The organism is Tetragenococcus solitarius NBRC 100494, from assembly GCF_001544195.1.
In the GTDB taxonomy this organism is placed as follows: Bacteria; Bacillota; Bacilli; order Lactobacillales; family Enterococcaceae; genus Tetragenococcus; species Tetragenococcus solitarius.
In genome coordinates this window covers 21,610-45,674 of the sequence record NZ_BCPY01000012.1, presented here as the reverse complement: position 1 = coordinate 45,674, position 24,065 = coordinate 21,610, and the positions used below count along the sequence as shown (strand labels likewise).

Here is a 24,065-nt window from a genome sequence, read left to right as displayed (position 1 = left end):
GGTGTAATAGCCTTCCTTGTTTTTTGCATGCTATCAGTCAAGAAAAGTTCATAGCTCTTTCATTCATAAAAATAACACTTTATTCAATTTTAATTTGTTAATTTTTAGTGATATATTCGAAATTAAGTATTTAAAAAACGCCTCAGTAAAACTGAGACGTTTCAGACTGTAGACAAATTGGTTGAATTTCCTTAACTTTAAGGAAGAAACAGCCGATTTGTCTTTTTTTGATGAAAATAAGCAAAAAAAAAAAGAAAGGCGTAGTGCCTTTAGCGATCCATGTGGCTAATTTTTTAAGATTCATTGCAGCAAACGTAAGCATCGTATGAACGGTGACTTTTTCTAACGAACGATATTTCGTCCACCGCAAACCATGCTTTTCTTTCGCGTCTGCAAAGACGCGTTCAATTGTTTCTTTTCGTCGTTGATAAATGGTTTTATTCGTCTTCGTAAAACGCAATTCTTCTGCTATATCTAAATCCTCTTGCCAGACATGTCGTGTAATGACTTTTTGACAAGATTGACTCTGTGTACATTGGGCTAACAGGGGACATTGTTTACAAACCTCCGGAGATGATTTGTACTCTCGGTAACCTTCACGTGTAATAGTTGAAAAAGTCAGGATTTGATCGGCTGGGCATAAATAACAATCATAGTATTCATCATAAACAAAATCTTTTTTACGAAAGAAGGCTTTCTTTCCTCGAGGCCGAGTATAGGGAAGAACAGGACGTAGCTGTTTTTCGACTAAATAGTGAGCAATTGCAGGGGTTTTATAGCCTGCGTCTGCCGCAACCACTTTCGCTTTTGGAAAAGTCCTTCGTACTTTGTCCAATAAGGAAGTCGCTACCTGGCTATCATGGATATTTCCTGGTGTCACCTTACATTCTAAAACGAAACCGTGGTCTTCACACACCGTATGAGCAGCGTAAGCAAATTGTCTTTCACGTTCACTCTTTACATAATAACCACTCTCCGGATCTGTTCGACTGATTTTCTTTTCTTTGACCTCTTCTTCACCGTCCCAAGTAAAAGGCTTTTTTCCCGCTTGGATTCGTTGATCATTGATTTCTTTTTCTAATTCTTTTTGATAGGACTTCGCCTCGGTACGCGTTAACTCTTTATTAAATCGATGTTTATTCGCATTTGCCTTCACATGAGTGGAATCCATATATAAGTTGTCTTCCGTAATGAATCCTGCTTTAACGGCTTGTTCAAGAATATGAGAAAAAAGATCTTCAAATAATGTGGTTTCTCGAAAACGTCGAGCATAATTTTTACCAAAGGTAGAAAAGTGAGGCACTTTTTCCGTAAAATCAAATCCTAAGAACCAACGATAAGCCATATTGGTATCTACTTCTTTGATCGTTTGGCGCATCGAACGAATGCCAAAAAGATACTGGAGTAAAACGAACTTAACCAAAACCACAGGATCAATACTTAGGCGACCCAGAGAAGAATAAGTGGGTTCAACAATGGGATAAATAAACGCAAAAGAAATCGCTTGGTCAATTTGACGTACAAGATGGTCGCTAGGCACTAAATCATCAACAGTAATCATTGCCACTTGGTGGCGTCCAGTAAGGGGGTGTTTCGTCATCAATGTATTTCAACTCCTTGAATTCGCTTACAATACTATTATACAAAAAAAGACTGTAGGTTGCATCCAAAATACGGACTTTGTCTACAGTCTGAAACGCCTCAGTAAAACTGAGACGTTTTCTTTTTTTGTTATTGTAATAATTACTTTGTAGAACCTTTTTCCATGATATTAGATGGCAGGACAATTGTTTTTTGTTCGATTTCTTCTTTGTTCATCAATTTTGTTAACAATCTCGTAGATACAGCGCCAATATCATATAGTGGCTGAGTAATACTTGACAAGCGTGGACGAGCGACATCTGTTAATAATGAATTATTACTAGTGATAATTTCAAAATCATCTGGGACTTTTATTCCGTGATCATATAAACCATCCAAGACCCCAATCGCTAATTCATCATCCGTAATATAGGCTGCCGTAGCGCCGCTATTCAAAATACGATCCACTAAAGCAAGTCCATCTTTAAATTCATAAGGTGATTCAAAAATTAATCCTTCATTATATTCTAAGTTGTGTTCTTTCAATGCCTCTTTATAACCAGTCAAACGATTTTGGCCGTTGATGGCATCAATAAGTGCTCCACTAATAAAAGCAATTTTTTCATTACCATTTTTAGCTAGAAGAGAAACAGCTTCTTTGGCAGCTTCTGTATAATCGATATTGACACTGCCTACTTGTTGGTCAGGATCAATAGAACCTGCTAAAACGACTGGCGTTTTTGAACGTGAAAATTCAGCTCTTACTTCGTCTGTGATACGATGACCCATAAAGATAATACCATCTACTTGTTTTGCTAATAAGTTGTTTAAAACTTGCACTTCTTTTGTGCTACCACCGTCTGAATTAGCCAAAATAATATTATATTTATACATGGTAGCGACATCATCAATACCACGTGCTAATGAAGAAAAGAACATATTGCTGACATCTGGAATAATCACACCGATTGTTGTTGTTTTTTTGCTAGCTAATCCACGTGCTACAGCATTTGGTCGGTAATCGAGTCGATCAATAACCTCTAAAACTTTTTTCCGTGTTGCTGGTTTCACATTTGGATTGCCGTTAACAACACGAGAAACAGTGGCCATAGAAACATTGGCTTCACGCGCGACATCATAAATTGTAATTGTTTGTTTTTCCATACCCTATACTTCCTATCTATTTTATTTTCTGAAAATCGTATTTTCATTTCTTTTCTAGAATAGCAAATTTTTTTTAAAGGTGCAACCGTTTTACATTTTTTTCATGAAAATGTTTTTTTCTTAAGTAAATTTTAGAAATTATTTTGAAAGAATGCTAAAATAGAATTAGCTAAGCTAGAAAGAAGGACTTTTATGAACGTTGAAAAGATAAATGAACTAAAGACATGGATGAAAGATCATGATACAGATCTCGTTTATGTGACAAATCCAAATACAGTTACTTACTTTACTGGATTTGCAAGTGATCCCCACGAAAGGATATTGGCCTTATTTTTTACTGTTGATAAGGACCCATTTTTATTTACGCCGGCTTTGGATGCTCAAGCGGCTAAAGAAAGCTCATGGGAATATGATGTTGTCGGCTATCAAGACTCGCAAGACCCATGGAAAATGATTGCTTCTGAAATCCATACTCGTTACGGGAATCCAGCTGATATCACGATTGAAAAAGCTTCTTTAAGCTTGGATCATTTTGAATCATTTTCTGCGCATTTTCCTAATGCGAATTTTTCAAAAAATTTAACGCCTGTGATTGAGCAAATGCAAGTACGGAAAACGCCTAAAGAAATTGATACATTGATTAAAGCTGGGGACTGGGCGGATGTAGCTTTTGATATTGGTTTTTCTGCGATTAAAAAAGGAGCTACAGAAACAGAAATTATCGCTGAAATTGAGTATCAATTAAAGCGTAAAGGCGTAGCCAAAATGTCTTTTGACACAGAAGTTTTAGCAGCTGCTAAAGCAGCCAATCCACACGGTACGCCAGGAGATGATCCAGTACAAGAAAATCATTTTGTTTTATTTGATCTTGGAGTACTTTGGCAAGGTTATTGCAGTGACGCTACTCGTACGGTTGCTTTTAAGGAGCCTACAGCATTTCAGCGAAAAATTTATAATATCGTTTTAGAAGCGCAACTTGCTGCACAAAAAGCAGTTAAACCAGGAATAAAAGCTAGCGAGGTAGACAAAATTGCGCGTGAAGTGATTGAAAGCTATGGCTATGGTGAAGCATTTAATCACCGTTTAGGTCATGGGATTGGCACTACCATTCACGAATACCCTTCTTTAGTGGCTGGTAACGATCTTGTATTAGATGAAGGTATGTGTTTTTCAATTGAGCCAGGGATTTATTTGCCCGGCGAAGTTGGTGTACGAATTGAAGATTGTGTTTATGTTACCAAAGATGGTTGTCAACCGTTTACTCATACGCCAAAAGAATTAACGATTATTGACTAATTCTGGTAGACAGAAAAAAATCTGGATACTTGTGGATATTTCTCTCCGACAAGCATTCAGATTTTTTTATTTGTTTCAGAACCTACTTCGATTAAAAGGCTCTTTAACAACTGACGTTGATAAAGACCCAAAAAAGATGGGGCAGATGCCCCATCCCTATTTTGATTTATTATACTTCTGGGTTGTTTTTTTCGATTTGATCTTTTAGATCTTCTACTGAATCGTCAAAGTCCTCTTTCACGTCTTCGTAATCAGAAGCTAGATCTTCTTTCGTATCTTCTGTGACATCATCTGCCTGCTCTTTTGCCTCTTGAGCAATTGAACTTCCTTTATCAGCAGCATCAGCAACGGTATCTTGGACAGCTTCTGAAGTATCTTTGACATCAATAATGATATCATCAGCAGTATCTTGAACCTCATCAGAAACAGCTTCCGCAGTTGCTTTTGCATCTTCAGCTAGATCGCTTGCTAAATCTCCATAGTCTTGAGCTGCATCTGATACTGTGTCCTTGACATCTTCAGCAGTATCTTGAGTTTTTTGTTTCATTGAACCAGCAAGATCAGAAGCTTGCTTGCTAAGTTCGTCTGCTTTTTCTTTAGCAAGATCAGTTAAATCGCTGCCCTTATCTTTAGCGATATCTGTGTAATCAGATGCTGCGTCTAACACATTATCCAATTGCTTTGCTAATTTATCACGTAATTCTTTGCCGGACTCAGGAGCCAATAATAAGGCCGTTACTGCAGCTGCTGTTCCGCCAACTACAGCACCTAGTAAAAATCCATCTTTTTTTCCCATGAGGATCCCTCCAATTATTCTTCTTTATTCCGTTGCTTGAAAAACTTCATTGCTGTTTGTCCAACTTTTCCAGCTACTGTCGCTTGAGCAGTTGTCTTTCCTAAATCGCCAATTCTTGAGAGAAGATTCTTTCCAGAAGCATTTAATTCTGAGATACTTGTACTTAAATCAGCAATAGCCGTAAATAACGGATCAATTGTAGCAACTTTTTTATTAACATCTGAAAATAATTCGTTACTTTTTGTCAATAAGCCTTCTACTTCGCGTGAAAGCAAATCTACATCTTTTGTTACTACTTCTATTGTGTTATTCGCTTCTGATACTGTTTTTTCAACGGAAGCAACCGTCTTTTCAACTTTCAACAGTAATTTTACCAAAAAGATAACTAATACTGCAAATGCAATAGCGGCAATTAAGCCAGCAATACCTCCAGCAGACATACCAAAACCCCTTTCGTATATATTTAATATACATAAGCATATCATTTTCAAAATTTTAAAACAAATAATAATCGTTCTAAAAGCAATTTTTTTCAATAGTAATACAAATACTTTTTATTTTAGAAAGACTTTTTTAAATAAAGCTCATTCTTTTTTGCCACTGCTATTGTAAAGATAATTAAAGCAATCGTCATTAAATACAATAAACCGTATAAAATAACATAACTGGACAAAAATCCAACCTGTGTCATCACACTTGGAATATCAATAATAGCATGAAAAAGAATACTCAAAGGAAAAAGCCAAAATTGCCTTGCTTTATTAACAGCTATCCACACGAGTACTGATAAGCAAATTTGTACCAACAGTGCTGGAAAACGCTCAATAGTGACTAAAAAGAATTCTCCAGCAGAAACATTTTGTAATGCCTGAACGATACTTTGAGGAAGTTCTTGAGCAAATTGTCCATTAGGATTACTTAACAAAAGACTAATAACTAAATTACTAACTAAAGACATTCCGCCAAGAAGTAAAAGTTCGATTCCCCCGTGACCCAAACCATAAGCTATACTTGTAGCAAAATCCGAATAACTACTTTTTAACAGCTTAAAAGCAACGAGTCTTGCCGTTTCTTCAAAAACACCTGCAGCAAATATACCATAAATCATATATACTACAGGGTGATTTATCATTAATGGAATTTGTCCCTGAGCGTTTGGTTGTAAAACGAAGCTATGCAGCATTTGCTCTAAAACTAAAGCAAAGATAATAAAAAATGCTACACCGACAAATAGCGGTACCAATTTTATAGCAACCTTTTTTTTAAAAAATAAAAATACCCCAATGAGCAATCCTAATAAAATAATAAGAGATATAGCCATTGCTGTGATAGAACTTTTAGCGATCATTTTTTCTCCTTGTTTTAGAAAAATAAGGAAGAGCTATGCTATACTCTCCTTATTTTCTTTTTGCTTCTGTTTTATTGCGTCTACTTTCATTGACTTGCTTTTTTTGACTCAACTTATTGCCCAGTTCAATGATAAAGTCAACGAGGTCATCTTTAATTTGCGGATGAACAAGACCATATTCGATACTTGTACGCATAAACCCAAATTTATCTCCGACGTCAAAACGTTTCCCTTTAAATTGTCGAGCAAACACACGTTGCGTTTTATTCAAAATATCGATAGCATCTGTTAATTGAATTTCATTACCTGCCCCAGGTGCTAAATTTTCCAAGATAGGAAAAATTTCTGGAGTCAACAAGTAGCGACCAATAATGGCCAGATCACTAGGAGCTACATCTGGCTCAGGTTTTTCGACAAAGCTATTGACATTAAATAATCCCTTTTCTACTTGTCCATCTGGGTTAATAATCCCATATTTAGAAGTGTCTTCATGAGGCACGTCCATGACTGCAATTGTAGAGGCATGCGTTTTTTCGTAGTCATCCATCAACTGTTTGCTCAATGGATTTTTATCTTCCATCAAATCATCCCCAAGCATCACCACGAACGGTTCATTTCCTACAAAAGCTTTGGCTTGCAATACAGCATGTCCTAAGCCATTTGGATGTGATTGACGAATAAAGTGAAGATTCACGTCTGTTGTTTCTTCCACTAATTTTAGTAAGTCACTTTTTTCTTTCTCTTTTAAAGCCATTTCTAGTTCTAAGTTTGCGTCAAAATGATCTTCAATAGGGCGTTTGGCTTTGCCAGTAACAATTAGAATATCTTCAATTCCAGAATTTAACGCTTCTTCTACAATAAATTGAATCGTAGGTTTATCGACAATCGGAAGCATCTCTTTGGCCATTGCCTTCGTTGCCGGTAAAAAGCGTGTACCTAAGCCTGCTGCTGGAATCACTGCTTTTCTTACTTTCATCAAAAAGATCTCCTTTATACTAATTTTTTAGGAAAACTCATTTTCCACTTTACCATCACGCATCATAATCTCTTTAGCTGCTTGGTCTATATCTTTCCCTTCATAAAGGACGCGATAGATGGTTTCAGTGATTGGCATTTCTACGCCTAATTGCTCTGCTAATTCCATGGCGGCTTTTGTCGTAGAAACCCCTTCGACAATCATCCCCATATTATCTAAAATATCTTGCAGCTTTTGTCCTTTTCCTAACATATTCCCTGCTCGCCAATTACGTGAATGTACACTTGTACAAGTAACAATCAAATCTCCGACACCACTTAAACCGCTAAATGTTAACGGTTCTGCGCCCATAGCTACTCCTAAACGGCTAATTTCAGCTAACCCTCTTGTCATGATGGCAGCTTTTGCATTATCACCAAAGCCAAGACCTGCAATCGCCCCTGAACCAATGGCGATAATATTTTTTAACGCAGCTCCTGTTTCAACACCAATCACATCATTATTTGTGTAAATACGTAAGTATCCATTCATAAAGGTTTGTTGTACATATTTTGCTGCCTTATGATCGGTACTTGCAGCAGTAATCGTTGTAATATCATGAACAGCTACCTCTTCAGCATGACTCGGCCCTGATAAGACAACCAGCCCTCTTCTTTTTGAAGCAGGAAGTTCTTCACTAATGACTTCAGAGATACGCTTATGGCTTCCTTGTTCTAATCCTTTAGAAGCATGAATAATATAAGGGGAATTTTCAAGAATACCCGCTAATTGTTTAACAACACTTCGAATGGCTTTAGTAGGAACCACTAAAAGAATAGCATCTACATCTTTAACAGCCGTTTTTAAGTCTTTTTGTCCTTTAATTTCTTCAGGTATTTTTAAATCAGGTAAATAATGTCGATTCGTATGGTAAGTGTTAATTTCATCAATTTGAGCTGGATTATCACCCCATAAATTAACCTGATGCCCATTTTCAGCTAATACTTGTGCTAACGCTGTCCCCCATGAACCAGGGCCTAAGACTGCAATTTTTTGTTTCAATAGTGAAACCTCCTTGTATTCTTTTACAAATCACCGTTGTAAATTTTACCACATTTTTACTTTTAAAACTTATCAGATAATCCGTTGATTTTTTCCTTGTGTTCGGTCATAATTTTTCAAAGGTGCTTTTTTCTTACGACGACAAACAATCAGTATCCAGCTAGCAAAAAATAACACTAATGAAAGTAGCTGTGAGACGCGGATACCCCCAAACAAATACAGACTGTCTGTGCGTAACCCTTCAATGAAAAAGCGCCCAAAACTATACCATATCACATAAGCTAATGCGATTTCTCCTTTTTTTAACAGCCCAGTCTTTTTTCGTAAAATAATGAGTAGGACAAAACCTAATACACTCCAAACCGACTCATATAAGAAAGTAGGCTGCCGGTAGGCACCTTCGATATAAACATTTTCAATAATAAAGTTGGGAATATGCAGATTCTCTAAAAAACTCCGAGTTGTTATTGGTCCGTAAGCTTCGTGATTAGCAAAATTTCCCCAACGCCCGATGGCTTGTGCGATAAGAACACTTGGTGCTGCAATATCCAAAAATGTCCAGGTAGGTATAAAATTCCTTTGGCAAAAAATGAGCAGCCATATTCCCCCAGCAATTAAGCCACCGTATATCGCTAACCCGCCAGAGCGTAAATTAAATATTTGGATAGGGTCATTCAAATAAGGACCAATATTAAACAAAACATAGTAAAGCCGCGCACCAATAAAAGCAATGGGAAGACCGGCTAACATAAAGTCAGTCACATCATCTTCTCTTAAACCGACACGTACAGCTTCTCTAGAACTTAACCACATGGCAATGATAACTCCAGAAATAATAATAATCGCATACCAATAAATATCGATCCCAAAAATATCAAACGCCGTTCGGCTGATTACTCCAGTCATCTTTTGACCCCTTTTCTATAAATCAGAATTTTCTTCAATCAAGCGCGTCAGCCGATCTTCAAAGGATTTGGTTGCATCATAACCCATTGTTTTCGCACGAAAGTTCATGGCTGCAACTTCTATAATAATTGAAAGATTCCGTCCAGTTTTTACAGGAATTTTAATTTGAGGGATTGACACTCCATTTAGTTCTACTGTCTCATCAGAAGAACCTAAGCGATCGTATTTTTTATCTTTTTCCCAATTTTCCAAATATACGGCTAACTGGATTTGCATCGTTCCGCGAACGGCACTTGCACCAAATAAATGCATAACGTCAATAATACCTATCCCACGAATTTCAATAAGGTGTTCAAGAATTTGCGGAGGTTCTCCTACTAACGTTAGTTCATCTTGCTTATAGATGTCTACCCGATCATCAGCGATCAAACGATGCCCTCTTTTAATCAATTCAAGCGCAGTTTCACTTTTTCCAATCCCGCTATCGCCTTGTAGTAAAACGCCTAAACCATAGACGTCAACTAAAACGCCATGAACATTTTCTCTAGCAGCTAAACGCGCATCCAGAAAACTTGAAATTTGTCCAGATAAGCGAGAAGTGGTGATTTTAGAACGTAAAATCGGTAAATGGTTCTCAGTACAGGTTGTAAGCATTTCTTCAGGTACTTCTAAGCCTCTTGAAATAATAAAAGCTGGCGTATCTTCTGCGCATAACCGACGCATAATCATCAACCGTTCTTCTGGCATCATGCGACGTGAAAAAGTAATTTCTTTACTACCAAAAAGTTGCAAACGGTCATGAGAATAGTAGTTAAAATAACCTGTTAACTCAAGACCAGGGCGAGAAACATCACCAGTAATAATTTCACGCGATAAAGCTTTGTTATCGCCACTTACAATTTCTAGTTCTAAGGCTTTTGCTAACTCACCTACTTTGATGGTTTCTGCCATTTAGTTCCCTCTTTTCTAACCTTATTTTCTAACCTATTTTATCATTGAAAGGAAAAAGATACTAGAAAAGAAAAAATTTCTAGTATCTTTTTACTAAAATGAAGTTTATTAGACTTCAAAAAGTAAAATAATTTTTATATTTGTTATTCAATATTAAAAATATCATTCTTTTCCTTCTTCAAGATAAGAGGTATCACCAATACTTTCTACCTCCATATCACCGTCCTGGTAATGAATTTTAGTCACGCTCGCATTTTCTAACGAGTCGCCTTTATATTTGTCGGTCATATCCGCTAACATGATATTAATCGACATTCCGTGACTTACAACTAGGACATTTCCGCCGCCCTTTTCACTTTGCTTTTCGGCGATTTTGTCTATGGCATCGGTCATACGTGTCTGTACTTTATCAGCACCCTCAGCATAACCAGACTGGTCCGCATAATAATGGGCGTTAGCTAGCCAAGACCATTCATCTTCACCAGCTTTTCTTTTATCTTTTTCATATTCACCATATGAATCATAACCCGCTTCTTTGGCTTGTTCTTTGTCAATAGTATCTAACGACTCTCCTTCAAATTGTCCCGATCCTGCTTCTCTTAAGCCTACCATCTCTTGTACTTTTCCCTTTTTTTGCCCTAAACCATCTAAAATGGCATCCGCTGTATCGTGCGCACGTTTCATATCACTTGAATAGACAGATTGAAAAGTGATATCTTCTTTGGCTAAACCTTTACCTAAATCAACAGCAACCTCTTCTCCTTCTTCAGTTAAGGGAGTATCCGACCACCCCTGCACTTTATTTAAGTCATTAAACATTGTTTCTCCATGCCGTGTTAAATAAATAGTAACCTCACCATTTTTTTCAGCTGAGCTGCTGCTAGTTGCAGTTTGTTCACCAGACTGCTGTGCGCACCCACCAAATACCAACAAAGCGAAAGCAGCAAATCCTGCTAAAATTTTCTTTTTCAAATTGCTTCCTCCTTTAATTTTTCATTGAAAGCGGTTACTATAAAATCGTACTTAAAAATCAATGGAAAGTCAACGTTATTTGCTGGATAAATTTCTCTTAGCTTATAATTCCTTTCATAATTGTTATAAAAATTTTAAGTGCACAATGTTTTCTCACAAACGCTTCTATAGTTCTTTGTCGATGTTCATGTTAAAATAATGATAAGCTTGACCCTTATTTCAATTTAAAATCTATAACAAAGAATTGGAGCGAATCATGAAAAAAATTTTAATTGTCGATGATGAACCTTCTATTATTACCTTACTGACATTTAATTTAGAAAAAGTAGGTTACCAGGTAACCAGTGCCGAAGATGGACAAAAAGCTTATGAACTGGCAAGTACACAATCTTTTGATTTTATTATTTTGGACGTTATGTTGCCGTTTATTGATGGCATTGAAGTTACGAGGATGCTGCGACAAGATAAAATCGATACTCCTATTTTAATCTTAACGGCAAAAGATGAGTCGATTGACCGCATTTTAGGCTTAGAAATTGGTGCAGATGATTATTTAACCAAGCCATTTAGCCCAAGGGAAGTAATCGCTCGTATCAAGGCGATTTCCCGACGTCTAGAGCCTCGTCCAGCACCAGAGAAAAACGAGGAGACAGCTGAGACTCTGCGTGCCGGAAATATTGTATGTAATTTGGCCGATTACCAAGTAACAGTTAATGAAAAACCGATTGAATTAACGCCGAAAGAATTTGAATTATTGGTTTATTTTATGAAAAGAAAGGGACGCGTCATTAGTCGAGATATTCTATTGGATCGTATCTGGCATTTTGATTTTGATGGACAGAATCGAATCGTCGATGTTCATGTCAGCCACTTAAGGGAAAAAATCGAAGAAGACCCTAAACATCCAAAAATTATCCAAACGGTGCGGGGGTTTGGTTATAAATTTCAGGGGTAGATGTGATGAATAAAACAAAACGTCAGTATATGATTTGGTTGATTGCTTTATTTCTTTTATTTTTTACCAGTTGGCAACTGATTAGTAATTTTTACGACCAGCAAGTGCTAACTCAGCATGAAGACTTTTTACAGCAAAAAAATTCTTCTTTTATTCGTTTAACCAAGGAAGAGAACGCAGACTTTGCTCAAGTAGCTACCGACTATGTAAAAGATACAAATGAAAGAATTACTCGTTTAAATCGTAAAGGCGAAGTCCTCTATGATACATTTGATCCTAATCTTTCTGGCAAACGTTCACAAAGACCAGAAGTAAAAGCAGTGCTAGAAGGAAACGACGTAGGTAACTCAGTACGTATGAGTCCAACTTTGGACCAAGAATTGTTATATGTCGCTATCCCTATTAAAAAAGATGGGGAAATAACAGAAATTATTCGTATGGCAGAACCGACAAAAAGTTTTTTACCCGAAGCAAAAAGGATGAAGCAGGCGATATTTTTAGTCAATTTTATCTTTTGGCTTATACTTACCCTCATTATTTTGGCTATTTTAAAAAGACGTAATCGTCCAGTAGAAACGATCCTGCCGGTAATCAAACAAATGATCAAAGAACCTAAACAACAAAAAATGGTCATGCGAGATTCGTCAGAATGGGAAGAACTTTATCAAAATATCAATATTTTAAGCCAGCAAATGAGTGAAACTTATACCGCATTTAATACTTCCGAAAAACAATTTTACACTTTATTAAACGAATTAATGGTCGGTGTATTTATTATTGATGAACAGGGGAACTTAGCTTTTGTAAATGAAACATTAACAAAACAATTGAATATAAAAGACCGTGCGGATAAACAACCTTTTACTTTAGTGTTAACAGAACCACAGTTGATTCAGATGATTTATCAAACGCGTCAAACAAACGTTGTAAAAAGACAAATTCGTACAACAACTACCGACCTTTTGTTAGATCTTACAATTCGTACATTCAAAGATTCTGGACATACATTTGGCATTTCTTATGACATTACGCATATTTCTCAATTAGAAAAACTGCAAAATGATTTTATTGGTAATATATCCCATGAACTTAAAACACCGATTACTTCTTTAATCGGCTTTACTGAAACTTTGCTTGATGGTGCAAAAGAAGATCCACAAACACTTGAATCATTTTTAAAAATTATGCAAAAAGACGCCTACCGCCTGCAAGGCCTAGTACAAGAAATTATCGAAACATCAAAATCCGCCAGTTTAGATTATATTATTACCTCAGTGAATGTGTCTGAACTTATTGATAAGATTATGCGTAGCTATGATACAATAATTGATGAAAAAGAGTTGGATGTACAGTTAAAACAACCACAAAACCTTGTATTAAATACTAAAGTTGAATTGTTTCAGCCAATTTGTAAAAATTTGATTGAAAATGCCATTCATTATGCATCTGATAAAGGCAAAATTATTATCACTTTTTACGAAAAGGAGAAGGAATTTGTTTTCTCTGTGCAAGATGACGGTATTGGCATCCGTCCTCAAGAACAAGAACGTATTTTTGAACGCTTTTACCGTGTCGATAAGGCTCGTTCACGGAATTCAGGGGGAAATGGTTTGGGCCTGGCAATTGTAAAAGATTATAGCAGAATGTTAGGCGGAAATGTAACACTTGATAGCTACCCAGGAATCGGTTCAACTTTTACTGTCACATTACCCATTTTGTAGACATAAAAAAATAGAGTGATAAGTAAAATGAGGCAAAAAAAAAACCGAACGATAATGAGGTTTCGTAATTGCTTTTACAAGTCTCATTTTTGTCGTTCGATTTTTTATGTTCAAAGAGCTTCAGTCTTAACCTCTTTTTTTATTTTACTTCAGTGACTTTTCCATCAGCATCACGTTCTACTTGCATATCTGTGATTGGAAGGTAGCCTAATTCTTTTACAGGGCCCTTTTGCACTTCATCTGAAAGCATGTAATCTAAGAATTTTTTAACTGCCTGGTCTGGTTTTCCTTTGGTGTACATGTGTTCATAGGACCAAATTTTCCAGTCGTTACTTTTAATCGCATCCTCTGTAGGTTCTACTCCGTCTACTGCGATTTCTTGTAAGGAATTATCAATGTAAGATAAAGCTAGATAACTAATGGATCCAGGAGTTTGGGCAACAACTTTTTTCACAGTACCTGAAGAATCTTGTTCTTGTGCTTGTACTGTTTCAGCCCCGTCTAAGCCCCATTTTTCAAAGGTAGCTCTTGTTCCGCTTCCAGAAGCTCGGTTTACCACTGAAATTTCTTGGTCGTTACCCCCAACTTCTTTCCAATTCTTTACTTTTCCAGTAAAGATATCGATTAACTCTTGTTTCGTTAATTCATCGATGCCTGCTTTTTTATTCACTACAGGTGCCATACCAACCACTGCCACCTTATGATCGACTAATTTATCTGCATCTACTCCTTCTTTTTCTTCAGCAAAAACATCTGAATTCCCAATGGTTACGGCACCACTTTCTACTTGACTTAATCCGGTACCACTGCCTCCGCCTTGTACAGAAATATTATATCCGGCATTTTCTTGCACAAATGATTCTTGAGCGGCATCCACTAAAGGTTGTAGTGCGGTCGAACCGACGGCAACAATTTTGGACTGTCCTTGAGAATCATCATCCGATTGGTTGCTCTCTTCATTATTTGCAGCATTTCCTCCCGCACAACCTGCTAGTAAAAAGCCAGTCAATACAAACATCGCTGTTAACTTTTTCATTCTTTCCGTTCTCCTTTCGATTGTAAAGCATTAATATTTTCCTTTTGACAATTTAAGTCTAACAACCGAATGTAAAACACAGATAAACTTTATGTAAAGCTTTGTACAACCAATGTAAAGTTTATGTTAACCTTTTAAACGCAAAAAAAAGCCGTTTATTTGAAGATTTTGCAAATAAACGACTTTTTTATTACATATATTTTCGCATATTATGATCAGTAACAATCATATTAACCACTGACATAATAATAGCCACTAATAACGAAGCCCCAAATGAGGAAAAGCCAAAATTCGAGCTACCAACTAAAGCTGAGGTCATTTGCAGCATCACTGCATTGATTAAAAAACTGAAAAAGCCTAGAGTCAAAATTGTCAAAGGCAGCGATAAGAGTGTCAAGACTGGTTTAACCAAAGTATTTAAGATAGACAAGACAAAACTCGCTATAAGAGCCGTCATAAAACTTTGAACATGAACCATTTGCGGCAGCAATACCGATAAGCTGATAAAAGTCAGCATATTTACGATAAGTCGCTCAAAATAGCTCACTAGAAATCACTCCAGTCATCTTCATCCACTTTCTCTGCTTCTTTGCGTTGCTGTTTACTATTACTTTTACGATAATAGCCGTTAGCTCGCTTGGAGTGGTCCGTTGGAATAATCAAGGCCATCACAATATATAAAAATACGGGAGACCCGATTCCTACCAATGTGATAAAAACATAAATAATACGGACAATCGTTGGATCAACATTAAAGTACTCTGCAATTCCTGCTAATGTACCTGTAAGCACTACATTACTTCTAGATTTTGTCAATTTTTTGTTCATACCAGTCACCACCTTTGAATAATTATCTTTACTTTTATTTTACACTTATTTACCTGAATCTTTCAAATAAATATTGCCGGTTGTTGTTGTTAAATCTACTTGAGCTGTAGGATCATTTCTACGACGGAAGTGCAGCAATTGATTCGTTCGTTCGTCTTTTTGCCGAACCACTTCATAGTCAGACAAGCGGCTATTAATTGTTCCTAAATTAGTCTTCGCTGTTGCTTCGATTCCTATTTGCTTAGGAAAGGCAACTTTAATGTTTCCATTGACAGAATGAGCATTTACCCGGTTGGCTTTATTCTCATTCATTGTTAAACGGATATCTCCATTAACAATAGAAATCCCCACATTCTCAGGAGTCGCATTCATCGTTACGCTCCCATTGACAGTCTCAATTACCGAATCAATGATCGCACCTTTATTTACATTAATCGCCCCATGCACGCCTTCAATTTCCAACATAGAAGCATTGATTGAATCGATATCGATCTGCCCGTTGGTCGTTTTTAAATAGATATCTTTTACATCTAAATCATTAATATTGATCGCACCATTTAACGATTTGATTGAAATATGATCGTAGGTACGTTTTGGTAAATAAAAAACTAGATCACAGCGAATTCGCTTATTAGGGACTTGAAAAGATAGACGTTCTCCGTCTTCAACAATTTGGCTACGTTGTTCAAATGCTTCTTCTGGCGTAGCAGCGTCCATTTTTCCATATAATTTAATTTTAGCTTCGATTTTAATATCCGGTTGTTCCCACATATCAAAATTCATGCTACCATTAGCAATTTTTATATCCAAGATACTAGCTTCAGTTTGAGGAAATTCAAACGTTTTTTCAAATTTAGTTGTAGAAACGCCTGGCACATGAAGATTAATATCTTTCCATTCCACGTTTTCATTTACTGTTTCTGATACACTATCAAAGGTTTTCTTCAAAAAATCACCTAAATGGTTTCCTGCTTCTGCCATTTTATCGCCAAACTGATTCCATGTTTCGCCGGCTTGTTCTTTCCAATCATCCGGAATATCTATTTTTTCATTCCATTTTTCTTTCTTGTAGTTCCATTGATCTTTACGAATGGTTTTTAATTCATCTTCTAAACGATTCCGTTCTTCCGTTAATTGATCTAAGGAAGCTTGTAAATCGTTGATTTCTTCTTTTAACTCTTGCCTTCTTGTATACTCATCTTCAGTTAACTCATCAAGTTCTTCTTGAGTATCAATTTGCATGGACTCTTCGCGTTTTTCTGCAATCTCTTCTTTGATTCCTTTCATTTCGGCATTGACTTCATCAAGTTCTGCAGAGGCTTTATTTGCACTTGTAGCTAGTTGGTCTAATGCTTCTTCTAAGCGTTTTTTATCTGCTGCATTTTCGTCTCTTTTCGCTTTTTCAAATGCTTCATCTGAATAGGTTTGTTGTTCTGCTTGTTTTTGTGCGTTTAACCGTTCATCATCTTTTTGGATTTGTGCTTCATCTTTTTCTTTTGCCATTTCTTCTAACAGATCCAAGGCTTCTTCCGTGGAAAGCACACCTTTTTTTACTAAGTCCATAATACGTTCTCTTTCGGTCATGGAAATTGCCTCCTTAAAAAGTTTTTCCTTACAATATTATTATGCCTTTTTTTACTTAAATTAACATAGGTCTTAAGTACCAAATTTTTTTATTTCATACAAAAAAGCCGGCCTTTTTAAAAGACCAGCTAACTTATATTTAAGGTTCATCTATTTGACGGTTTGAATTTAGTTCTGTTATCTTTCCAGTAGCTAAATAAACAATCCATTCACAAATATTTGTCACATAATCCCCGATACGCTCGAGGTATTGAGCGACATTTAAATAGTCAGTTCCACTGACCACTGTCTCAGGATGATCTTGCATGACTTTGATGGTGTTAGAATAGATTTCATGGTAGTATTCATTTACTTGTTTATCCATTTTCGCAATCATTCTAGCATCTTTTTCATCTGTTTTTACATAAGCAATTAAGACATTATCCACCATTTTTTTGACAAAATCTGACATATCAGAGATCACTTTTTCTATTTCTGAAATGCGCTTTGTCCCTTTGACACGAACGGTTGATTTAGCAATCGAAACTGCGTGATCACCCATTCTTTCTAAATCAGAACTCGCCTTCATGACAGTAATAATTGTACGAAGGTCAGTTGTCACCGGTTGTTGTAAGGCAATCATTTCAAAACTTTTCTTTTCTAATTTTACCTCATGTTCATTTACATGCTCGTCTTTATCAATCACATCTTTGGCTAGTTCTTTATCATGTGTAATATAAGAAGTAACAGATTTAGAGACAGCGTCACTAACCAGCATACCCATTTCGTAAAACTGATTATGCAAATTTAGTAAGTCTTCTTCAAATTGGGAACGCAACATAATGGTTTCACCCTTTCATGGTCTATTATATAAAATGTTAACCGAATCTACCAGAAATATAGTCATCGGTTTGTTTTTCTTGCGGATCTAAAAAGATCTTTTTGGTATCGTTAAATTCAATCAAATCTCCACTTAAAAAAAAGGCAGTCTTATCTGAAATCCTAGAAGCTTGTGACATATTATGTGTAACAATGACCATGGTATACTGGCCTTTTAATTCTAATAAGGTATTTTCAATTTTACCAGATGAAACCGGATCTAGAGCACTGGTAGGTTCATCTAATAAAATAATATCGGGATTAACTGCTAAAACTCGCGCAATACAAACACGCTGTTGCTGTCCTCCAGATAGCGCCAAGGCACTGTTGTGCAATTTGTCTTTGACATCATCCCAAACAGAAGCTGCTTTTAAACTCTCTTCAACAATTTGATCTAGTTGATTTTTTTCTTTAACTCCCTTTAATTTCAGTCCATAAGTAATATTTTCATAGACAGAAAAAGGAAATGGATTGGGTTGTTGAAAAACCATGCCGATTTCTTTTCGTAAGTCCACCGTATCGGTTTTAGGACCAAAAATATCTTGTCCTTTATAAAGGACACTCCCTGTAGTTGTCACATCAGGAATGAGATCATTCATGCGGTTTAAGCAGCGTAAAAAAGTCGATTTGCCGCAACCTGAAGGACCAATTAAAGCGGTAATTTCTCCTTCACTAAGCGTGAGATTAATTCCTTTTAATGCTTCATTTTGGCCATAATATAGATGAAGATCTTTGGTTGATATAATCGTTTCTGCCATGCTTTTTATATCCTTTCTTTTTTTCTAACCAAAATGCCCTGAGACGTAATCTTCCGTTGCTTTTATTTTTGGTCGGGTAAAGACTTTGCGCGTCACATCATATTCCAAGGCATTTCCTAGATAAAAGAAAGCCGTGTAATCACTAATACGTGCTGCTTGTTGCATGTTATGAGTGACAATAATAATCGAATACTGTTCTTTAAGTTGTATCAGGGTTTCCTCTACTGTTCCTGTTGAGATAGGATCGAGGGCACTTGCCGGTTCGTCTAAAAGAAGAACATCAGGTTTCATGGCAATTGCCCTGGCAATACAGAGTCTTTGCTGCTGACCTCCGGATAATGCTAACGCACTTTTATGCAATGAATCTTTGACTTGGTCCCATAAAGCCGCTTGTTTTAGACTGGTTTCAACCGCTTCGTCTAATTTATGTTTATCTTTTTCACCATGACGTTGCAATGCAAAGGTAATATTTTCATAAATGGATTTACTAAAAGGATTCGGCTGTTGGAAAACCATCCCAATTCTTTTACGCATCTCGTAGACATCGACTTCTTTTGAGTTCAAGTCAACACCCTTATACATAATATTTCCCGTAATTTTTGTATTGGCAATTTCATCATTCATGCGGTTTAGCGAGCGAAGATAGGTTGACTTGCCGCAACCTGATGGACCAATCAAAGCAGTAATCTTATTTTTTTCAAATTCAAGGTCAATGCCTTTGATCGCCTCATTGTTACCATACCAGACATGTAAATCACGGGTATGCAAAATAACATCGCGGTCTTGCATTTGAAATATATTTCTATCTTGTAAGTTGTACTCTTCCATAATGTCTTGAACTCCCTTAGCTAAAAGCTAGTAAAATAATGGGCCATCAGGCAGAAGTTATCTTCTTGTATAATTTCTTACCTACAGCACGGGCGCTGAAATTAAATAATAAAACTGCAAGAATCAATACAGCTGAAGCACCTGCTGACACAGCAGGACCATCTGGCATCGTTCCTTCTGAATTGATTTTCCAGATATGCACGGCTAATGTTTCTGCTTGGCGGAATAAACCAATTGGGCTTGAAACACTGAGTGGGTTCCAATTCGTAAAGTCTAAAGCAGGGGCACTTTGTCCAGCCGTATAAATTAAAGCCGCTGCTTCTCCAAAGATTCGCCCAGAACTTATGATAACCCCACTTAAAATCCCTGGAGTAGCCGCTGGTAATACCACATGTAATACAGTTTCCCAGCGCGAAAGCCCTAAAGCTAATCCGGCTTCTCTTTGGGTATGATGAATAGTATTTAAGGACTCTTCAATATTTCTTGTTAAAAGCGGCAAATTAAAAAAGGTCAGTGCTAAAGCTCCAGAAATAATCGAAAAGCCGTACTGAAACTGTACAACAAAAAGTAAAAAACCAAATAAGCCGACTACAACTGAAGGTAACGAGCTTAATATTTCAACAGAGGTCCGTATCACATCTGTTACCCAATTTTTCTTTGCATACTCTGACAAATAAATACCCGAACCTAGCGAAATTGGAAAACTGATGAGCATCGTGATAAGTAGCAGATAAAAAGAATTAAACAATTGAATTCCAATACCGCCACCTTCTTGGTAAGCTTTTGCCGGCTGTGTCAGAAATTCCCATGAAATATGGGGTAATCCCCGAACCAGGATATAAATCAATAAGAAGGCCAGAATTAAAACAAGAAAAGCAGCAATCGTATAAAGCACCCCTGTGGCAAATTTATCCCAACGTTTGGCTTTCATTATTTCATCGCTCCCTTCTTACCGATTAAACGAATTACAATATTAAAGATTAGCGACATCAGCAATAATATTAAAGCAAGTGACCAAAGGACATTATTTTCTACTGTACCCATAATGGTATTTCCGATCCCCATCGTCAAAATTGAAGTTAGGGTCGAAGCAGGAGTGACTAAGCTCGTTGGCATTAGTGCAGCATTTCCGATAACCATTTGAATAGCCAAAGCTTCCCCGAAAGCTCGTGCCATGCCAAAAACCACTGCTGTTAAAATTCCTGGAATTGCTGCGCGTAAGACAACTTTATAAATCGTTTGCCAACGGGTGGCACCTAAAGCAAGGGAAGCTTCACGATAATGACGAGGAACAGCTTTTAAAGCATCTACAGTCATTGTAGTTACGGTAGGCAAAATCATAACAAACAAAACAAACGTCCCTGCAAGTATGCCAAAGCCTGTACCACCAAAGACTGCTCGAATCACTGGTACAATAACTGATAAACCGATAAAACCATAAACTACCGAAGGGATTCCAACTAAAAGTTCAATCACAGGCTGTAGAAACTTTTGACCATTTTTTGGAGAGATTTCTACCATAAAAACAGCAGCTCCAATGGCAAAAGGCGTAGCAATAATAGCAGATAAAAAAGTCACCATAAACGAACCGATAATCATCGGCAATGCCCCAACCATTGGTTGTCCGTCTGACCCTACTTGGCTAGGATTCCACTCTGTCCCAAACAAAAAATCAAAAACATTTACTTTATCAACAAAAAATGTAGCCAACCCTTTACTGGCAACAAAATAAAAGATAGATAATACAACGAGGACAATCATAGAAATACATAAAAAACTAATAGCTTTTCCCCGTTGTTCTAATTTGGCTTTCTTTGATTTTTTTGTTAACTCTTCTTTTGCATTTTCCAAAAGGTTTCCTCCTTGTTCCTTATTCCCTCTAAGTTTAACGTTATGACATCAATTTTTAATAAAAAGCCTGTAAAATTTACATGAAGTTTGTAAAGATTTAGTAAAGCTTATTTTATAATATTTCCGTTTGCATCACGTTCAACTTTCATCTGTGATACAGGAATATAACCCAATTGTCCCACTAAATTTTCCTGCACATCATCTGAAAGAATATAGTCTAAAAATTCTTTGGTTAGTGCCTTAGGTTCACCTTTTGTATACATATGTTCATAAGACCAAATAGGCCAGTCATTGGTAGTGACATTTTTATCGGTAGGTTCTACACCATCAATGGATAATACATCAACGTCATTTGTGACGTAAGAAAAAGCAACATAACTAATTGCACCAGGCGTATCACTGACAATTTGCCGAACCATTCCACTTGAGTCTTGTTCTTGAGCAGAAACTGAATTTTCATCATCAAGTATCCATTTTTCAAAAGTATCACGCGTACCGCTGCCAGAAGCCCGGTTCAAAATAACAATCTCTTGATTAGTACCACCGACTTCTTGCCAGTTTGTAATCTCACCTAAAAAGATCTTTTTTAATTCATCCTTTGTTAGATTATCTACACCTACTTCTTTGTTTATAATAGGCGTAATGCCGATAACTGCGACACGGTGGTCCACAAGTTGCGTAGCATCTACTCCAGCTTTTTCTTCAGCAAACATATCCGAATTGCCAATGTCTACTGCTCCGGATTGAACCTGGCTTAAACCTGTGCCGCTACCACCACCTTGAACGTTCACAAATTGGCCAGGCCGATCCTGCTGAAATTCTTCGGCTACTGTTTCTACCAAAGGTTGTAAGGCGGAAGATCCGACCGCCGTTACCGATTCTCCTTGATCAATCCACTGACTGCAGCCAGAAAGAATAATTGTAAAACCGATGGTCAATAAACCTGCTATCTTTTTTTTCATTAGAAGCTCCTTTATTAATCGTGTAATACAGCAAAACTTTACTGCTTTGTTTTCACATGCATAAAACATGAGCGACTTTATTTTAGCATGTTTCATTCTACTTAAAAACCTTAATTCTATTTCTATAAAAAGAAAAGGATTTCTTTTATGCCAGAGTTACATTCTAAAAAATATTTTTATTTTATAATTTTTGCTATAAAAGATGGTTGGCTAACAACTTATCTTTCAATTAAATCACTTAAACAGCTTTTCTTTTTAACCATTGAACAAGAAAGACAGTAATTAAACCAAGCCCCGCTAAAGCTGCCAGAAGCACAAAATCAATTTGGCTAGCTTGTGCTGTTAATAGCGCAGAAGTAGTATTATTTTGTAACTGTACAGACGAAATTACCGCCGACAAGACGCTAGTACCAATTGACCCTGCATATTGTTGAAAAGTATTAAATAAAGAATTAATGTCTGCTCTTTCTTCTAATGTCACTTGTTTACTTGCATCAGATAAGGTATTTCCAAAGCCAAAATTAAAGCCGACTCGTAAAAAGATATAAATCAAAATCGTAGAAACAACACTTAAAACGGGGGTCGTAAAATAAAACAATAAGCAACCGATAAACATGGCAGTATTGGCTATAGTCAGCGGCAGCAATGGACCATGTCTATCATATAAGCGACCCGCATAAGGAGCTATAGCAGCACCAAGTAACGAACCAGGAAATAAAATTAACCCCGCAGTAAAAGGTTCTGTATTTAAATAATTTTGCGCAAAAATAGGCAAAACAAATGAAATCCCGATATTAATAAACTGCAAGATAAAAAAGTTTAACCAACGTAAGCCGATAATAGGACGCAATAACAAAGAAAAGTTTAATATCTTCTTTTCAGAAAAATGAACATGGAAGAATAAAGCAAGTAAACCAATAACAAAAATAAGCAAAAAAATAAAAAAAGAAGAGCTATAAAAGCCATTATTGCCGGCACTTCCGAATGCTACGCTAAGACTGGCAAAAACCCAAGACAAAAGAACTTCCCATCCAATCAAAACGTTGGTTTGTTCCAATAGGTTTTATATGAATATTTTTTCCGCCAAGCCAGATAATTAGGAACATAATCGGGAAAATCAATACAAAAATAGCACGCCAAGATAAAAAAGATGTTAAAAGACCCCCGTATGTCGGGCCCAAAGCAGGTGCAAAGGAAGTGACCATACTGCCTACTCCCATATAAAGTCCCAACTGTCTTTGTGGAACTAAAGATAAAATAATATGAAACATCAATGGTGTTGCAAGCCCTGTCGATACGGCTTGAAGCAAGCGTCCGATCATAAGTATTGGAAAAGAAATAGAGACTGCACATAATGCTGTTCCTGTAACAAAAAATAAAACAGCGATACGAAACAAGCTTTGGGCTTTATATTTTTTTATAAGATGACCTGTTGTACTCATAATAATTGTCACCATAAGTAAGTAACCTGAAGTTGTCCACTGCATGGTAGCTAAAGAAACGTTAAATTCTTGAGTTAAAGTCGGAAATGTAACATTTAATGAAGTTTCTACTAAAATCCCTAAAAAGGACAGCAAGGCGACAGAAGCTATTGCTAGTTTTGTCTGTTTGGATACAGATGCATTTCCCATATTATTTGACTTCCTTTCTGCT

Annotated in this window: 23 protein-coding genes and 1 pseudogene; 3 read left to right on the top strand and 21 right to left on the bottom strand. The window is 36.6% G+C overall.

All coding sequences use genetic code 11. The annotated features are described in order from the left end of the window. Positions 1–142: 142 nt before the first annotated feature. Complete coding sequence (locus TS1_RS05475) at positions 143–1,603, bottom strand: IS1182 family transposase (protein WP_407701888.1); 1,461 nt, start codon at positions 1,601–1,603, stop codon at positions 143–145. Positions 1,604–1,743: 140 nt separating this feature from the next. Further along, on the bottom strand, positions 1,744–2,745 hold the full coding sequence (ccpA, locus tag TS1_RS05470) for a catabolite control protein A (protein ID WP_068708652.1): 1,002 nt from the start codon (positions 2,743–2,745) through the stop codon (positions 1,744–1,746). 192 nt (positions 2,746–2,937) lie between these two features. On the opposite strand from ccpA, the gene TS1_RS05465 reads away from it, so the two are divergent. Then, positions 2,938–4,041 (top strand): aminopeptidase P family protein, encoded by a 1,104-nt coding sequence (locus TS1_RS05465; protein ID WP_068708650.1) that lies wholly within the window; start codon positions 2,938–2,940, stop codon positions 4,039–4,041. 169 nt (positions 4,042–4,210) lie between these two features. Here TS1_RS05465 and TS1_RS05460 read toward each other — a convergent pair whose 3' ends face one another. The 8 genes from TS1_RS05460 to TS1_RS05425 all read right to left on the bottom strand — a co-directional run bounded on the left by TS1_RS05460 (position 4,211) and on the right by TS1_RS05425 (position 11,031). Beyond that, on the bottom strand, positions 4,211–4,837 hold the full coding sequence (locus tag TS1_RS05460) for a YtxH domain-containing protein (RefSeq protein ID WP_068708647.1): 627 nt from the start codon (positions 4,835–4,837) through the stop codon (positions 4,211–4,213). Between the two features lie 14 nt (positions 4,838–4,851). Then, entirely contained in the window at positions 4,852–5,277 is a 426-nt protein-coding gene (locus TS1_RS05455; RefSeq protein WP_068708645.1) for a DUF948 domain-containing protein, read from the bottom strand. 119 nt (positions 5,278–5,396) lie between these two features. Then, a complete protein-coding gene (locus TS1_RS05450) occupies positions 5,397–6,185 on the bottom strand; it encodes a YhfC family intramembrane metalloprotease (protein WP_068708643.1) in 789 nt (262 codons plus the stop codon). Between the two features lie 49 nt (positions 6,186–6,234). Next, positions 6,235–7,161, bottom strand: a complete 927-nt coding sequence (gene galU, locus TS1_RS05445; RefSeq protein ID WP_068708641.1) for a UTP--glucose-1-phosphate uridylyltransferase GalU — start codon at positions 7,159–7,161, stop codon at positions 6,235–6,237. Between the two features lie 27 nt (positions 7,162–7,188). Further along, positions 7,189–8,202 (bottom strand): NAD(P)H-dependent glycerol-3-phosphate dehydrogenase, encoded by a 1,014-nt coding sequence (locus TS1_RS05440; protein ID WP_068708639.1) that lies wholly within the window; start codon positions 8,200–8,202, stop codon positions 7,189–7,191. 72 nt (positions 8,203–8,274) lie between these two features. Further along, positions 8,275–9,108: a prolipoprotein diacylglyceryl transferase gene (gene lgt / locus TS1_RS05435; RefSeq protein WP_068708637.1), complete on the bottom strand. Its 834-nt coding sequence runs from the start codon at positions 9,106–9,108 to the stop codon at positions 8,275–8,277. Positions 9,109–9,123: 15 nt separating this feature from the next. Next, positions 9,124–10,059: an HPr(Ser) kinase/phosphatase gene (gene hprK, locus TS1_RS05430; RefSeq protein WP_068708635.1), complete on the bottom strand. Its 936-nt coding sequence runs from the start codon at positions 10,057–10,059 to the stop codon at positions 9,124–9,126. A 162-nt stretch (positions 10,060–10,221) separates the two neighbouring features. Next, positions 10,222–11,031 (bottom strand): histidine phosphatase family protein, encoded by an 810-nt coding sequence (locus TS1_RS05425; protein ID WP_068708633.1) that lies wholly within the window; start codon positions 11,029–11,031, stop codon positions 10,222–10,224. A 256-nt stretch (positions 11,032–11,287) separates the two neighbouring features. Here TS1_RS05425 and TS1_RS05420 point away from each other — a divergent pair, with 256 nt between their 5' ends. Beyond that, positions 11,288–11,986 carry a response regulator transcription factor gene (locus tag TS1_RS05420; protein ID WP_068708631.1) on the top strand — a complete coding sequence of 233 codons (699 nt, stop codon included), beginning with the start codon at positions 11,288–11,290 and terminating at the stop codon, positions 11,984–11,986. A 5-nt stretch (positions 11,987–11,991) separates the two neighbouring features. Beyond that, positions 11,992–13,707 carry a sensor histidine kinase gene (locus TS1_RS05415; protein WP_068708629.1) on the top strand — a complete coding sequence of 572 codons (1,716 nt, stop codon included), beginning with the start codon at positions 11,992–11,994 and terminating at the stop codon, positions 13,705–13,707. 139 nt (positions 13,708–13,846) lie between these two features. Here TS1_RS05415 and TS1_RS05410 read toward each other — a convergent pair whose 3' ends face one another. The 11 genes and pseudogenes from TS1_RS05410 to TS1_RS05360 all read right to left on the bottom strand — a co-directional run bounded on the left by TS1_RS05410 (position 13,847) and on the right by TS1_RS05360 (position 24,043). Then, positions 13,847–14,743: a phosphate ABC transporter substrate-binding protein PstS family protein gene (locus TS1_RS05410; protein WP_068708627.1), complete on the bottom strand. Its 897-nt coding sequence runs from the start codon at positions 14,741–14,743 to the stop codon at positions 13,847–13,849. A 190-nt stretch (positions 14,744–14,933) separates the two neighbouring features. Next, positions 14,934–15,290, bottom strand: a complete 357-nt coding sequence (locus tag TS1_RS05405; RefSeq protein WP_068708625.1) for a phage holin family protein — start codon at positions 15,288–15,290, stop codon at positions 14,934–14,936. After that, a complete protein-coding gene (locus tag TS1_RS05400; protein WP_068708623.1) occupies positions 15,290–15,571 on the bottom strand; it encodes a PspC domain-containing protein in 282 nt (93 codons plus the stop codon). Before TS1_RS05400 ends, TS1_RS05405 begins: the two co-directional genes overlap by 1 nt. Before the next feature lie 45 nt (positions 15,572–15,616). Next, positions 15,617–17,155, bottom strand: a complete 1,539-nt coding sequence (gene liaX, locus TS1_RS05395; protein ID WP_068708621.1) for a daptomycin-sensing surface protein LiaX — start codon at positions 17,153–17,155, stop codon at positions 15,617–15,619. A 139-nt stretch (positions 17,156–17,294) separates the two neighbouring features. Further along, complete coding sequence (phoU, locus tag TS1_RS05390) at positions 17,295–17,975, bottom strand: phosphate signaling complex protein PhoU (RefSeq protein ID WP_068708619.1); 681 nt, start codon at positions 17,973–17,975, stop codon at positions 17,295–17,297. A gap of 37 nt (positions 17,976–18,012) precedes the next feature. Beyond that, entirely contained in the window at positions 18,013–18,771 is a 759-nt protein-coding gene (pstB, locus tag TS1_RS05385; RefSeq protein ID WP_068708616.1) for a phosphate ABC transporter ATP-binding protein PstB, read from the bottom strand. 24 nt (positions 18,772–18,795) lie between these two features. Further along, positions 18,796–19,599 (bottom strand): phosphate ABC transporter ATP-binding protein PstB, encoded by an 804-nt coding sequence (gene pstB / locus TS1_RS05380; RefSeq protein ID WP_068708613.1) that lies wholly within the window; start codon positions 19,597–19,599, stop codon positions 18,796–18,798. A gap of 46 nt (positions 19,600–19,645) precedes the next feature. Continuing rightward, entirely contained in the window at positions 19,646–20,530 is an 885-nt protein-coding gene (pstA, locus tag TS1_RS05375; RefSeq protein WP_068708611.1) for a phosphate ABC transporter permease PstA, read from the bottom strand. After that, complete coding sequence (pstC, locus tag TS1_RS05370; RefSeq protein ID WP_068708609.1) at positions 20,530–21,450, bottom strand: phosphate ABC transporter permease subunit PstC; 921 nt, start codon at positions 21,448–21,450, stop codon at positions 20,530–20,532. Before pstC ends, pstA begins: the two co-directional genes overlap by 1 nt. Positions 21,451–21,557: 107 nt before the next feature. After that, entirely contained in the window at positions 21,558–22,412 is an 855-nt protein-coding gene (locus TS1_RS05365; RefSeq protein WP_068708608.1) for a phosphate ABC transporter substrate-binding protein PstS, read from the bottom strand. A 238-nt stretch (positions 22,413–22,650) separates the two neighbouring features. Beyond that, positions 22,651–24,043, bottom strand: a pseudogene (locus TS1_RS05360) (MFS transporter). Positions 24,044–24,065: the final 22 nt, after the last annotated feature.

Excerpts from the sequence above, each read along its gene's own strand:
- pstB (WP_068708616.1), bottom strand. The coding sequence starts at position 18,771 with ATGGCAGAAACGATTATATCAACCAAAGATCTTCATCTATATTATGGC.
- lgt (WP_068708637.1), bottom strand. The coding sequence starts at position 9,108 with ATGACTGGAGTAATCAGCCGAACGGCGTTTGATATTTTTGGGATCGAT.
- TS1_RS05465 (WP_068708650.1), top strand. The coding sequence starts at position 2,938 with ATGAACGTTGAAAAGATAAATGAACTAAAGACATGGATGAAAGATCAT.
- TS1_RS05460 (WP_068708647.1), bottom strand. The coding sequence starts at position 4,837 with ATGGGAAAAAAAGATGGATTTTTACTAGGTGCTGTAGTTGGCGGAACA.
- TS1_RS05420 (WP_068708631.1), top strand. The coding sequence starts at position 11,288 with ATGAAAAAAATTTTAATTGTCGATGATGAACCTTCTATTATTACCTTA.
- TS1_RS05415 (WP_068708629.1), top strand. The coding sequence starts at position 11,992 with ATGAATAAAACAAAACGTCAGTATATGATTTGGTTGATTGCTTTATTT.
- TS1_RS05455 (WP_068708645.1), bottom strand. The coding sequence starts at position 5,277 with ATGTCTGCTGGAGGTATTGCTGGCTTAATTGCCGCTATTGCATTTGCA.
- pstB (WP_068708613.1), bottom strand. The coding sequence starts at position 19,599 with ATGGAAGAGTACAACTTACAAGATAGAAATATATTTCAAATGCAAGAC.
- phoU (WP_068708619.1), bottom strand. The coding sequence starts at position 17,975 with ATGTTGCGTTCCCAATTTGAAGAAGACTTACTAAATTTGCATAATCAG.
- TS1_RS05400 (WP_068708623.1), bottom strand. The coding sequence starts at position 15,571 with ATGAACAAAAAATTGACAAAATCTAGAAGTAATGTAGTGCTTACAGGT.
- hprK (WP_068708635.1), bottom strand. The coding sequence starts at position 10,059 with ATGGCAGAAACCATCAAAGTAGGTGAGTTAGCAAAAGCCTTAGAACTA.
- TS1_RS05450 (WP_068708643.1), bottom strand. The coding sequence starts at position 6,185 with ATGATCGCTAAAAGTTCTATCACAGCAATGGCTATATCTCTTATTATT.
- galU (WP_068708641.1), bottom strand. The coding sequence starts at position 7,161 with ATGAAAGTAAGAAAAGCAGTGATTCCAGCAGCAGGCTTAGGTACACGC.
- ccpA (WP_068708652.1), bottom strand. The coding sequence starts at position 2,745 with ATGGAAAAACAAACAATTACAATTTATGATGTCGCGCGTGAAGCCAAT.
- liaX (WP_068708621.1), bottom strand. The coding sequence starts at position 17,155 with ATGACCGAAAGAGAACGTATTATGGACTTAGTAAAAAAAGGTGTGCTT.
- pstA (WP_068708611.1), bottom strand. The coding sequence starts at position 20,530 with ATGAAAGCCAAACGTTGGGATAAATTTGCCACAGGGGTGCTTTATACG.
- TS1_RS05410 (WP_068708627.1), bottom strand. The coding sequence starts at position 14,743 with ATGAAAAAGTTAACAGCGATGTTTGTATTGACTGGCTTTTTACTAGCA.
- TS1_RS05365 (WP_068708608.1), bottom strand. The coding sequence starts at position 22,412 with ATGAAAAAAAAGATAGCAGGTTTATTGACCATCGGTTTTACAATTATT.